Annotated in this window: 5 protein-coding genes; 2 read left to right on the top strand and 3 right to left on the bottom strand. The window is 53.1% G+C overall.

The window, feature by feature from the left end; genetic code table 11:
* Positions 1–228 precede the first annotated feature (228 nt).
* Together HCH_RS25310 and HCH_RS33990 are read left to right on the top strand one after the other, a co-directional pair.
* Positions 229–11,817, top strand: a complete 11,589-nt coding sequence (locus HCH_RS25310; protein WP_011399360.1) for an Ig-like domain-containing protein — start codon at positions 229–231, stop codon at positions 11,815–11,817.
* Positions 11,814–12,302 carry a hypothetical protein gene (locus tag HCH_RS33990; protein WP_148212663.1) on the top strand — a complete coding sequence of 163 codons (489 nt, stop codon included), beginning with the start codon at positions 11,814–11,816 and terminating at the stop codon, positions 12,300–12,302. Before HCH_RS25310 ends, HCH_RS33990 begins: the two co-directional genes overlap by 4 nt.
* Before the next feature lie 510 nt (positions 12,303–12,812).
* Here HCH_RS33990 and HCH_RS34885 read toward each other — a convergent pair.
* From HCH_RS34885 to HCH_RS25330, 3 genes are read right to left on the bottom strand one after another with little or no spacing between them, the layout of a single operon-like run.
* The gene (locus HCH_RS34885; protein ID WP_011399361.1) at positions 12,813–13,352 is read right to left on the bottom strand and encodes a hypothetical protein; all 540 of its coding nucleotides are present in this window, start codon (positions 13,350–13,352) and stop codon (positions 12,813–12,815) included.
* Positions 13,352–13,756: a DUF5675 family protein gene (locus tag HCH_RS25325; protein WP_049781088.1), complete on the bottom strand. Its 405-nt coding sequence runs from the start codon at positions 13,754–13,756 to the stop codon at positions 13,352–13,354. Before HCH_RS25325 ends, HCH_RS34885 begins: the two co-directional genes overlap by 1 nt.
* Before the next feature lie 18 nt (positions 13,757–13,774).
* On the bottom strand, positions 13,775–14,065 hold the full coding sequence (locus HCH_RS25330) for a DUF6127 family protein (RefSeq protein ID WP_011399364.1): 291 nt from the start codon (positions 14,063–14,065) through the stop codon (positions 13,775–13,777).
* Positions 14,066–14,097 lie beyond the last annotated feature (32 nt).

Consider the following 14,097-nt stretch of genomic DNA (forward strand, 5'->3'; position numbering starts at 1 on the left):
AATTGTGATAGAGCCCTCCCCGGCCAACGAAAAGCCTAATCCTTAAGTGTCGTGTTTGTTCGTGCGGATATCTCCCTTTTGGGTTAAAAAATGTAAAAAATTACAAAAAGTTTACTTAAAGACTATTCCTGTCGCTTCCAATCCGTATAATCGCGCCGTCGCTCGGTTTGCCCCCTAGTCAGGGCGTTGCGAACCGCCCCACGATCAGGATGTAATCAGGATAGTTAAATGACTAAGTATGTCGCCTCCTTTCTCTCGACCGTCATTCTCGGTCTGTTCAGCTTTCAGGTTTCCGCCAAAGATTTTGGACCCGCACAGCGCTTTAACGCTTTGGTGTTCGATGAGTTCCTGGCGTTGTCTTCCGATGTGGAAGGTCGTCTCGCTGCTGGCGGCGACATCTCCCTGAATAACTACAGCGTAGGCGATAAGCTGAATGCGTCTGAGGCGGGCGACGTATTAATCGCCGGGGGCGATATCAAGTTTCCCAGTGGGCGTGTTTACTATGGCAACGTGATTGCCGGCGGCTCTGTCACAAACATTGGCGATGCTGTACGACATGGCATGGCCCAAGGCGCCAAGATCAAGGGCGGAGCGACGCCCTCCGTCGACTTTCCAAGTGTGCAGGCCTATTTAGAGCAACTGTCGCAAGATCTATCCAAGTTGAAAGCCAATGGCAAGGTGGAGTCCAAGTGGGGCGGGCTTTATCTGACGGCGGCGTGCGACAGTAATCTGCAAGTCTTCCAGCTTTCCGGGGATCTGGTTTTTCCCGCGCATACCTTTGAAGTGGATCTTTCCTGCGCGCCAGCCGACGCGACTTATATCTTGAATATTGATGGCCAACAAACCGGTATGTCCGGAATGAGCCTGCAGTCTCTAGCCAATGTGGCGGACAAAGTCGTTTTCAATTTCTTTGAAGCGCAGGTACTAGAGCTTCAGTCTATTGGTGTGGAAGGCTCTGTATTGGCGCCGCAGGCGGTTGTGATTGAACCCCAGGGCGTACTTCGCGGCCATCTGTTCGCCAAGGCCTGGTATGGGGAGATGCAGATCAACTGGTTTCCTTTTACGGGGCGCCTGCCTGAGTCCACTCCCTCCAAGCCGGAGCAATGCCAGCTTTATCCCATCACGTTTGATTATGGCTCGCTGCCCTCCAGAGTTGGAGAAACCGTGATCCTGTATCCTGGTATGGATCAAGGGAACTTCATCTGGCTGTCCTGGGCAGGCAGCGTCAAGCAGAGCGATCTGGTGAGCTCTCTCACCTCCGCTAATGCCGATACCTATATCAATCCGCTGGATGGGCAGGACCGCGTCCTGAACCGCATGGACTGGATCAGCGCCGTGCCTGGCGTGAAGAACAGCAAGGCCGTACGTACCGCCATGGACGGACTATTGAATAAAGAGATTATCGTACCGGTTTGGGGCGATCTGCAGGGCGGCGGCGCTAACCGGATTTATCAGGCGGCGACGTTCGCCAAAATCGCGATCACGGGATACAAGCTCAACGGTAAGGGCTATCTCACGTTCAAGTATCTGGGCGAGGAAAACTGCGGTGAAGCGACCGTTGAGCCACCCGTTGCTCAGGACCAGGACGTCAGCACGAAAGAAGATCAGTCGATCGATTTTACGCTGAAGGCGACGGGAGACATCTCCGGCGAAGCGGAGTTTGTTATCACTCAGGCCCCGCAACACGGGACTATCGCACAACAGGGTGACGCGATTACCTATACCCCGAATGCTGATTTTCACGGTCAGGACAGTTTGCGATTCAAATTGGTCGACGGCGACGTTGAATCCAATGAAGCCACTGTCAGCATTGCAGTCGTTCCAGTGAATGATGCGCCTTCCGCCAACGATCAGGCGCTGACGGTTGCAGAAGACCAGACCCTGGCGATTGTGCTGACTGCGCAGGACAACGATGCGGACGCACTGACTTTCACCTTGGTGAGCCAACCTGTTAATGGCGTTCTAACGGGCGATGCGCCGACACTGACTTATACGCCTAAAGCCAACTTCCACGGCGACGACGCCTTTATCTTTACCGTCAGCGACGGCCAGGGCCAGTCTGAACAGGCTACAATTTCCATCACCGTTACACCTGTAAACGATCTTCCTATCGCTCAATCACTCGAACTGACGCTGGATGAAGACGCCTTTATCGATGTGATCTTGCAAGGCGCTGACATAGACAGCGACAGCCTGACTTTCTCCGTACTTGAAGGTCCGGCCCACGGAACGCTGAGCGGCGAAACGCCTACGCTGCGCTATACGCCAAGCGCCAATTTCAATGGTGTTGATTCCTTCACCTACCGCGTCAACGATGGCTTGGCTGACTCCACCGTCGCGACAGTGACGCTGACAGTACGTCCGGTGAGTGACGCCCCAGTGCTGACTGGCGAGCCGCTCACTGTTACGCCGGAAGGTTTAGTTTACGCTTATACAGCGAACGCTACTGATCCAGATGGCGACGCCTTGGCGTTTCACCTGGATCAAGCCCCGCAAGGCATGACCATCGATACCGTCAGCGGCCAGATCAGCTGGACGCCGCCGCAAGATTACGTGCAATCCGTTAAAGAGCTGAACAGCCAGTGCTACGTCACCCATATTGGCGACGTGAGTACGGACAGCAGTGGTTCAACCACTGGCGCCCAAGTTAATCATCCCGATCTTCGCCTGGGCTCCATCGCGCTGGAAGCTGGGGCGGACCATGTGTATCAAGTTAGCGTAGCGCTATCGAATCGTGGCCTGGCGGACGTCAGCGCGCCGGTGGATGTGTCTTTTTATGTAGGCGCGCCGGAGAACGGCGGTTTACTGGGAACGCAGCGTCTGACCCATCTGGCCAGCGGAGAAACCGCTCGTCTCAGTCTGGGTGTTTACGATTATCTGCTGACTGACGATATTTATGTGACCATGGCGGTCAGCCAAGTGGTGGAAGAGTGCGACATTCGCAATAACCAGGCCCGTGCGGCTCTGGTTTCGTTACGCGTATCCGATGCCAGCGACCTTTCAGACACGCGCCTGTTCGCAATCAATGTGGAAGACCGCAATGCCGACCCTGTCATCACCAGTGATGCGGAACTGAAACATCAGGCAGGTCAGACGCTCAACTTCCAAGTTAAAACCACCGATGCAGACATCGGTGACGCTCACCACTTTACACTGGTGTCCGGCCCTGATGGCCTGAGCATTGATCCTCGCACCGGCCGTTTGATCGCAAACATTGGCGACCTGGCTGCTGGCGATTATCAGATCGTCGTGCAAGTAGAAGACCTGCGCGGCGCTACAACCCAACAGACGCTGACCTTGTCCATCGCGGAGAACTTGCCGCCGCAGATTGTGAGTGCGCCGGTATTAACCGCCAGTACGACACTGCAGTACGGCTATGATGTAGAGGCGACAGACCCTAATGAAGGCGACAAACTTACCTACGCCTTAGTCAATCAGCCTGCTGGAATGAGCATTCAGCCCAAGTCTGGTCTTATTACCTGGCTCGGCGATGAGCGCTACGTGGATAACCGCGCGGATGATAATGGTTACTGCGCAGCAGACCCACAAGACTTGCGAACGCTTGATCCGGTTATCAAGTGGTCCTGGCCACTGGACGGCGAGTCCATACCCCATGACGAATATAACCAGGTCATGCATACCCCACTTGCTGTACCACTCTATGACACAAATGGCGATGGCAAGCTGAATGATAAAGACGACATCGCCATTATTTTCCAGTCTTTCAGGAAATCTGGTTACCAAAACGCGGGATTCCTGCGCGCCATCTGGGCCAAAGACGGGACGCATATCTGGACGTCCGAGTCCGTCCGACCCTATCCGCTAAGGTCAATGGCTGCGGCGGATTTGGATGGCGATGGGACGACGGAAATTGTCATCATAGACATCACGGAAAAGCTGAGTGTCGTCTCTCATGAAGGCGAGCTGGAATGGCAGGCGAATACACTGGAGCAAGCTCAGTGGGGCGGACCTTCTATCGCGGATCTCGACCAGGACGGTTCGCCGGATATTATCCTGGGGCGTGCGTTGTACGATAACCAAGGCAATCTCAAATGGCTGGGTAAAGCGCCCTTTGGCGCTAACCCGCAGGGCGAGAACGCCAGCGGTCCGCTTACCTATGCGGCGGATATCGACCTGGATGGCGATATGGAGTTGATCGCCGGCCCTACCATCTATGACCACACTGGCAGACGTATTATCACCAACGGTGAGGGTACATCCGCGTTAGGAAACTTCGATAGCGATGACTTCCCTGAAATCGTCAACGTTTATGACGGCTATCTCTCTCTGTATAACCATGATGGCAGTGTCATCTGGAAAGATAAGAAAATTGAGGGCGGCGGACGCGGCGGCCCGCCTGTGGTGGCGGATTTGGACGGCGACGGCGTGCCTGAAATCGGCGTCGCCGGCAAAACCCGCTATGGGGTCTACAACGCCAATGGCGACGTTGTCTGGAGCCAGCCTACCCGGGACCAGTCCTCTGGCGTAACCGCGTCTTCCGCTTTTGACTTCAATGATGACGGACGCATGGAGATTGTGTACGGGGATGAGTATTACTTGCGCGTCTATGACGGCGTCAGTGGCGATGTCATTTACGAAATTGAAAATGTCAGTGTGACCGCACACGAATATCCTGTTATTGCGGATATTGATCACGATGACCATGCGGAAATTATTGCCGTCAGCAATAGCTTCTTTGATGTGACCAACAAAGGGTTGCATGTCATTGAAGACGCCACGGATTCATGGGTGGGGACGCGCAGCATCTGGAACCAGCATGCGTACAACGTTAATAACATCAATAATGATCTAAGCGTTCCTGTGCATCCCACAAAAAGCTGGTTGGATCATAACAGCTTCAGGGCCAATGTATTTCCAGATCAGCCCGGCGTAGGCCAGGCGGATTTGACGGTATACGGATTGCGACTGGATGGCGGCGCTATCTCTGTGACGGTCAAAAACCGTGGCCGCAAACCCGTAAATACCGCTTTCAATGTTAACCTGTACCACCTTGCGCCTGGCGGCGACAAAGAGCTGCTTGGTTCGCAGTCTATTACAAAATTAAGCGCCAGCGAGGCGCTGAACCTGAACTTCCCAGCGAACATAGACGGATTAACCGGCGATTTGTTGGCGGAAGTCATTACGGACGGAAGCTTTCCTGAGTGTTTGACTAACAATAATCGAGTGTACGCGGCGATTATTCGGGCGTCTGTGTCGGATGAAGCCGGCTTGTCCGACTCCCAGGTCTACGCCCTGTCTCTGCAGAAAGAGAACTCTGCTCCTGCGATTGTCAGCGCCACCATTATTGAGGCGACCGCTGGGGTCTATACGGATATGCAAGTCAGTGTCCAGGACGTGGACAGCGGCGATAGCCATACCTTTGAATTGATTGATCCGCCAGGTAATGTGTCGATTGGGCGCTATTCAGGCTTGCTGAAAGTTAAGAATCCAATAGAAGGCAGCTACTCCTTCCGCGTGCGTGCGACCGACTTATCCGGCGCAAAGGCTGAACAGGTTGTCTCCCTGGTTGTCTCCAGTCCCGATAACCTGGCGCCCGAGTTTACCTCTACACCAGTCACATCCGCCAAACATGGTTTCAAATACGAGTATCAAGCTCAGGCGGTTGATCCAGAAGGCGATGAGGTGATTTACGTTTTAAGCCGGAAACAGGACGGCATGACCATCGATAGTCATACTGGTTTGGTGCAATGGACGCCCGAAGAACGGCACATTGGCGTAAAGTCAGCGGAAATCAGCGCGATCGATGCAAAGGGCGCGGTGCGTAAGCAGTATTTTGTAATTGATGTTAACTGGGGCTATCTACTCAACCACGCGCCTCGCATTGTGTCCTCGCCGAACGGCTCTGTATATGTTGGCCAGCAATATGAATATCAGGTTGTTGTCGATGATGCAGACTCAGATACCGAGTTCGATTATCGCCTGTTAGCTTCCGAAGAGGGCATGACTATCTCCGACACAGGGCTATTCACGTGGCGTCCTTCTGCGGAGTGGGCCGGTAAGACCGCGCGAGCCGAGATTGAAGTGCATGATCGTAAGGGCGGTTACGCAACGCAGAGCCTGAACTTGCCCGTCAACCAAGGGGCGAATCACGCGCCTGCGATTACCAGTGCGCCCCCTTTGAGCGCGGCGGCGAACGATAGTTATGTCTATGTTATTAGAGTGGTGGACCAAGATGGCGATGCGGTTTCTCTGAGCTTGAGTCAGTCGCCTAATGGCATGACTCTGGCTGATGGCGTGATTACTTGGACGCCCTCTCTGGCGCAGGCCGGTCAGGCGCATGAGGTCATTCTACGCGCCGAAGACGCCCGAGGAGCGGCCTTTGTGCAGACGTTTGGGGTGGTTGTGAACGACCCCTTGGCGCCGAATACTGCGCCGGTCATTGATAGCATTCCCAATTCTCCCGCTCGCATTGGCGTGGAATATATTTACCAGGTAACCGCTCGCGATGCGGATGGCGATACGCTGACTTATCAGTTGGAAAATGCGCCAGACGGCATGGCGATTAATGACCTGGGAGCCATTCGCTGGATGGCGTCAGCAGAGCAGCAAGGCCAATACCAGATCACGGTGATCGTTAGCGATAGCCGGGCGCGTGCTGTGCAGCGCTTTACGTTGCAGGCGGTTGCGGCGAATGATGCGAATGCGTATCCCGTTATCGTCAGTCGTCCCTTCGATCAGGCGTCGGTTGACCGGGAGTACAGCTATCAGATACAAGCGACGGACGCGGATGGCGATGTGCTGTCATATGGCCTGATGTCTGGGCCTGTCGGCATGTCTGTCGCCGCCGACGGCGCGCTGCGCTGGACGCCGGGGGCTGATCAGGTTGGCATCCAGGACGTGGTTGTCTATGCGGAAGATGGCGCCGGACGTTCACTGCAGAGCTATAGCATTAACGTCACTCAGAAAGTTAAGCCCCTGACGGCGACGGTCGTTGTCTCCCCCGAATTCGTTAATCCTGGCGATACTCTTTCCATCAACGTGTTTGTGGATGGCGGTCAAAGCGCACCAACTATCGCCTTGTGGCTGGATGGGGTGGAGACGGCAATGGGCGATTTCGGTCAAGTGATCGTTAACGCAGAGACCATTGGCGTACATACCATCGAAGTTGGCGTGACGGATGGTGTGGATACGGTGATTGAAACCGCGCGCTACGCGGTCCGCGACGCCGCTGACGAGAACGCGCCCCTGGTGAGTTTAAGCGCGCCTACTCTGGATGCGACCATCACTGCGCCGACGGATGTGATTGGCTCAGTGCAGGATGCGAATCTGGCGCTTTATAAAGTGATGCTTTCGCCACGAGGACAACAGGCCTGGCAAGTGATTGCTCAAGGCGGTGAAAATGTAAGCGAGGCCAAAATCGCCACCTTTGATCCCTCGTTGCTGCTTAACGGTCAGTACGATGTTGTGTTGTACGCTGAAGACGTAAACGGCTTGAGCGCGACGGCCAATACAGTGATCGCTGTAGAGGGCGACCTGAAGGTCGGCAACTTCTCTATCACCCTGGAAGACCTGAATATTCCTGTGGCGGGCATGCCTGTTCGGGTGACGCGCACCTACGACAGCCGTCGTCGCTCTGAGGCGCTGGACTTTGGTTATGGCTGGAGTTTGGGCTATCAGGATGTGAAGATCGAGGAATCACGCACCCTGGGCGGCCTCTGGGCGTTAAATCAATACAAGCGTGGTCCATTCAGTCTGATTCTCGACTTCTGCGTTGAGCCGCTGGGCGCGCCGACGGTGACGGTGACGCTGCCGGACGGCGATGTCGAGCGCTTTGAAGTCTCCGCTTCTCCTCGTTGTAATACTTATACGGCAATGGAGGATGTTGAGCTGGCGTTTAAGCCGGTTGGCGATACGGCGTCCACGTTGGAAGCGTTGGATGATGCGTCTGGCCGCTATGTGAATGGCAAGCTGGTTGATAATGACACATTTTCCCGCGCGCTGGACCCCAGCCGCTACCTGCTAACCACTCAGGCCGGCTACAAATATTACCTGAAGCAAGGCGTCGGCATAGAAAAAGTGGTCGATCCCAATGGCCACACCCTGACGTACACCAACGATGGGATCTTCCACTCCAGCGGTAAGGCGGTGCGTTTTACCCGTGACAGTCAAGGTCGCATTGTCAGCATGACCGACCCCAATGGAAATGAGCTGACTTATACCTATGACTTTAACGGTGACCTGGAAGTCAGCACCGACCCCATGGCGGCGCAGACCAGCTATACCTACAACCGCTCTCACGGTTTGCTGGATATCATTGATCCGCTGGGCCGTACGATAGTCAAAAACATCTATGACGATGCAGGTCGTCTGATGGCGCAGGAAGACTCCGAAGGCAACCGTACTGAGTTTGACCATGATATCGAAGGACGTCAGTCCGTCGTGACGGATCGTAACGGCAATACGACCTTCCTGTATTACGATGATCACGGCAATGTCACCTCCAAGGTCGACGCGGAAGGCCATACCTGGTCCTACGCTTATGACGATCACGGCAACCAGTTAAGTGAGACAAACCCGCTCGGTTATGTCAGTTCCGCGACATTTGATGAGCGCAATAACCAACTGACGCAAACGGACGAACTGGGCAATACGGCTTCGTTCACCTACAACACCCGCGGCCAGGAACTCACGATTACCGACGCGAGCGGGGACGCTTTTACTAACGTCTACGACTCTATCGGCAACATGTTGTCGGTCACGGACCCGCTGGGGAATGTCGCTGAAAATACCATCAACCGTGACGGCCTGGTGGAGAAGAGCAAAGATGCCCTGGGGAATGAAACCCAGTACACCTATGACAAAGACGGCAATAAGTTAACCGAGGTTGATGCGCTGGAGCAGCGCATCATTTACACCTATGACGACAACGGCAATGTCCTGTCGGAAACCCGCAAGCGTACGGTGGATGGCGTCAAGGTCGATGAAACCACACGTTACGTCTACGACGCGCGCAACCGGGTTATCGAGACCCAGTATGCTGACGGCTCTACCACGCAAACCGAGTATGATCTTGCGGGCAATCAAATCGCCACCATTGATGCGCAGGGACGTCGCACGGATTACGAGTATGACGTCTATGGCCGTCTGTTGGCGACGACTTATCCAGATGGAACCTCGGAGAGCAAAACCTACGACGTGGAAGGCAATGTCCTGACGGAAACCGATCGTCTGGGGCGGGTCACTGTTTTTACCTACGACAAACTGAATCGCGTTGTTCGTACTGAGCTGGCGGACGGCTCATTCTCCAGCGTGACCTATGACGCCGCCGGACAGGTTGAGTCCGAGACGGACGCCAAAGGTAACGTCACTCACTACGAATATGACGCGGCAGGTCGTCGCACCGCCGTGATCAACGCACTGAATCAGCGCCATAGCTTCGTCTACGACGCGGACGGCAACCTGATCAGTGAAACGGATGCGAACGGTCACACGACGACGTATGAGTACAACATCCTGGATCAACGGGTTAAAACCCTGTTCCATGACGGCTCAAGCCTGCAGGAAACCTTTGACGCTCTTGGTCGTCGCCTGAGTAGCATCGATCAAGCTGGTCGAGTGACCCAGTACGGTTATGACAAGCTGGGCCGTTTGATTACGGTGACGGACGCGCTGAATAACGTCACTTCCTTCACCTATGATCAGGCCGGCAATAAGCTGACGCAGACCGATGCGGAAGGCCGCACGACCCGCTGGACCTATGACGCCATGGGCCGTGTGCTGACGCGGACGCTGCCGATGGGACAGGTGGAATCCTTTAGCTATGACGACGCTGGCAGGTTGCTCAGCCATACCGACTTTAATGGTCAGACGACCGTCTATACCTACGATGTGAATGATCAGGTGAGTCGCATCAACTACGCAGATGGTGAGGTCGAAACCTTTACCTATAACACCATTGGCGCTCGTCTCACTGCGACGAATTCTCTGGGAACGACGAGTTATCAATACGACGCATTGAACCGATTGGTGGAAGAGACTCAGCCGACTGGCGCGGTGCTCAGCTACAGCTATGACAAGGCGGGCAATAAAACCTCCGCCACTCTCACCCACCAGGGGAAAGCGGAAACGACGACTTACCTGTACGATGCGTTAAACCGTCTGAGCAAAGTGATCGATCCTCAGGGCGGAGAAACCCTGTACGCGTACGATGCGGTGGGCAACCGTGAGAGCGTGACGCAAGCCAACGGCCAAACCACCGTCTATGTCTATGACGCCTTGAACCGACTGACGCGTCAAACCACGACGGATGCGGCGGACAATGTCGTCACCGACTACCGTTACACCCTGCACAGCACGGGGAGACGGGAGCAAATCGAAGAGCTGCACAACGGCCGGGTGTCGGCCTATACCTATGACGCTCTGTATCGCCTGACGCATGACGTCATCAGCGATCCGGTCAATGGTGACTACAGCGCGGAATACCGCTTCGACAAGGTCGGCAACCGCATCTACAGCATCATCGACGGCGTGCACACCGCCTACAGCTATGACGACAATGATCGCCTGACGCAACAGGGCGGCGTCACCTACGCGTATGACGCCAACGGCAATACGCTGACGGAAACCGAAGACGGTCTGGTCAGCGCTCGTTACACTTACAGCGCGAAGAACAAACTCCTCGCAGTAACCAAAGCGGGCGAGACCACTAACTTCGGTTATAACCCGGACGGCATTCGCACCCGGAAAGCGGCAAGCGGCGCAACCACCGACTTTATCGTCGACCAGAACCGCGACTACGCCCAGGTGCTGCAAGAAGTCGTCAATGGCGCCAAACAAGTTAGCTATGTGTACGGCGACGACCTGCTAAGCCAGGCAAGAGCCGGCGACGTCAGCTACTATGTCTACGATGGCCAAGCCTCCGTCCGCTCTTTAACAAACCAGACCTGCGTCCAAACCGACAGCTACCACTACGACGCTTTCGGCATCCTGCTGCACAGCGAAGGAGACACCCCAAACAGCTACCTGTATACCGGAGAGCAGTATGATGCATCGCTGGATCAGTATTACCTAAGGGCGAGGCATTACGACCAGGGTGTGGGCCGTTTTACCCAACAAGATACTTACCAAGGACGTATGGGAGAGCCTGCGACCCTTCATAAGTATGTTTATACACATTCAGACCCTGTAAACAGCGTTGACCCTAGTGGCCATATGACTTTAGGGGAGATTGGTGTCGGTTTGAACTCAAATTTACAAACGACGTTAGGGGCAACTCTCAGCTATGTAAGGCTTGGCTTGAGATTACAAAATGCTGCGGAGTTTCTAGGTACAGGCTACGAAATTCTTGGAGCACTTCAAAATGTATTAAGCCAATCAGGATCAAATGAAAATATAGGAAAACCCCAAAACCCAGGAGCTAGGGGATGGACGTTTGCAGATGCTGCCGACAGTTGTTTGGTTTATTGTCCGAGGGCAATAGCTGCCGGGATTTCCGATTGGAGTAGTGGTTATGCCAAGCTAAAAGGCAAAGATATAACATCTATTGAAATATATGCTCCAAGTTTTGTTGGCATGGGGAATAAAACTGGTTACACCCCACCTCTTCCAATCGGTAAAAAGATACGATTTGGAAAGAAACGAATACCTTTAAGAATGGTTTTTGGAGGACCCAAAAATACTGGGGATACTCTGTATGGCGTAGGGATAACTGTTGGCAAAAAAGGTACTATGCAATTAATCAGAACTGATATTGGGCCAGGCCATAAAAATGCAAAAAAATCTGAAGTAGTTGCGCCTTTAAATGATAACAACCAATTTCACTACCATGTATATAAGTGGGGACAACAAACCATATGATTCTTGAAGATAGGCCTAAACAATGGCCAGAAGATGACTGTTTAGATGATTTCTGGATTATGTTGTCGATAATATGTTCTACAAAGAGTGATATAGAAGGTGTTTTGCCTGGTCGAATTCCAAGTAAGGATAGCCCTTACTTGGAAGATGGCAGATACAACCCTCTTATATCATTCCTGTCTTTGGTATCAACATCAGGTGGTTGGTGGTGGGTAGATTTACCAGAAGTAGAAGACGAGATTCACGCGCTAACAGATTTTATTAACGCTGGATACTCTAAACATGACCCTTGGGAATTGCATTCAGTAGAAGGATTGAGTTCAAAATGGTGGGAAGAACTTAAAAACCTTGCGGAAAAAGTTCTTCAAAAAGGAGTTGGAGGCAGTAGAGCCAAATTGCCAAAAAAATTTGATCCATGTGACTATAATGAATTTGAATCATGCCAGTTTGATGTTGACTATGATTCTTTATATCCTAAATATTAGATGTACTAAAAAGTGGCAGATTGGTTTTTATCTGACTAACACCTAAAAAACGTCAGAGTCAGTCTGGTACATTTCCATCTATAGTTGCTTCGATCGGTTATCAGTTAGCGCAACATTTCTTGTCGAAAGCCGGATTTAGGCTCCGCTCATCTGATGTTGGGCGGTAGAGCCCTTGGAGTGGAGTCGTAAAAAAGTATTGGTCATAATCCTGTTCAAAAAAGCCGGGTTGCTGTGCGACAGTAGATGTGTATGAAGGCACCTTTTTGATAAGTAATACTACACTTGCTCCAGAATAGATATATAAGATTCTTAGGAGCAGCGGCTAACCATGGGTGGCAATTAATCCTGAGACTTGGTCTACGAACAAAGGGCGCAGAGAATTTGGCCGCTTTGCAAGAAAAAATAAGTTTGTCGCAAAAATTGCTCAAGTTGTTGGTTGTGCAGCAGGTACATCATTAGGTTGCGTCGCAGTTTCAGCTATAATCACCTACTGTGTTTCTGCCTCCAAATTTATTGGCGTTTTAGCTGTCGCAAACTACTCGGCCTTGACCCAAACCACCAGGTAACGGCCGTCGTTGTCAGAAATAACAGCTGCGCGATGGCCTCTTTGTACAGAACCATTAACTCGACCGGGCTCAACGCGCCAGCACCACCGAGATGGCGGCTAATATTCAGGGTGACAAACGTCGCCAGAATAAGCAGATAGACAGTAATCAGCGGTCGCATCAGGCCCCGGATAGCGTCCACAAACCACATCCCATACGTTTGACTCTGCTCTTTAAGCCCATCCTTGAACGCCGCGGTCTCCGCGATATCTCTGTTTATCCTTCCTTCCGTGTCCGCTCTTAGAATTTGTTTGTCCGCCAGCGCCAGTTCATGGTCGTACTGAAGCTCCGCTTCCTGTTTGCGAAGCGTGGCCATTTTCAGCTCATAGGTGAGCCGGAATTGCTGATCCTTGCGTTCTTCTCGTTTGGTTAACCAGCTGCCAAACATGCCCACCAACGCGCCTAACCCTGACGAGGAAAACAGCGCCAGCAGTCCTTCCAGCATTAGTGTTCCCCTTGAATGGTCAGCCGCAGTGGTTCTCTATTGAGAAGTTCGGTGAATACATGGAGGGCTGAGCGGGAGTTGAGGACGGCGGGTTTACCAGAGAGCCAGCCACGGCGATCGCCAATCAGAAGGCATCCCTGTGTGTGAGTGACAATATTGCCATTGTGAATCAGGATGCCGGTTCTATCTGGCACATCCTGCAGCCAGTAAACGTTCTTGTACTTGCCGCTGCTGGAGCGTTCCAGAAACGTTGCTTCATAAACGCCAGCAGGAATGCAGCTCACCTTCGGCCGGTTATCTAACCAGGGCCGCTCAAGGATCTGAAACGTCGCCCCTTTCACTGTCAGCGTACTGAGAATACACCCCGAGTGAATTTCATCCCGGATCATCATTGCCTCAATCATCGTTTGCTCCTTGCGCGATCAAGACTGAAACAGTTTCAACTTAATCGCCGCACCGACCAAAAATGCCGCTAACAGCCCGGTCGTCATGGCTTTCACCAGCGTGCGCCAGGCAGTGCGTCGAGCATCGCGCCAAGCTTCAAGCAAGTCTCGTAGTTCTCTGATGTCGCGAGCGGCATGACCGTTCTCCAAGCCAAGATGAGATAGCACGCGCAAGGCGCCTTTTTCCGCCGCATGATCGAGTAGTTCGTCCAGTTCTTCCCGCCGCAACAGCAGGATATCTTCGGGCACAGAGAGATTCGTCTCCGTCATTAGGGAACTCCAAAGAAAGTTTAGATCGTTTT

Source organism: Hahella chejuensis KCTC 2396, from assembly GCF_000012985.1.
Classification (GTDB): Bacteria; Pseudomonadota; Gammaproteobacteria; order Pseudomonadales; family Oleiphilaceae; genus Hahella; species Hahella chejuensis.

Excerpts from the sequence above, each read along its gene's own strand:
- HCH_RS25330 (WP_011399364.1), bottom strand. The coding sequence starts at position 14,065 with ATGACGGAGACGAATCTCTCTGTGCCCGAAGATATCCTGCTGTTGCGG.
- HCH_RS25325 (WP_049781088.1), bottom strand. The coding sequence starts at position 13,756 with ATGATTGAGGCAATGATGATCCGGGATGAAATTCACTCGGGGTGTATT.
- HCH_RS33990 (WP_148212663.1), top strand. The coding sequence starts at position 11,814 with ATGATTCTTGAAGATAGGCCTAAACAATGGCCAGAAGATGACTGTTTA.
- HCH_RS34885 (WP_011399361.1), bottom strand. The coding sequence starts at position 13,352 with ATGCTGGAAGGACTGCTGGCGCTGTTTTCCTCGTCAGGGTTAGGCGCG.
- HCH_RS25310 (WP_011399360.1), top strand. The coding sequence starts at position 229 with ATGACTAAGTATGTCGCCTCCTTTCTCTCGACCGTCATTCTCGGTCTG.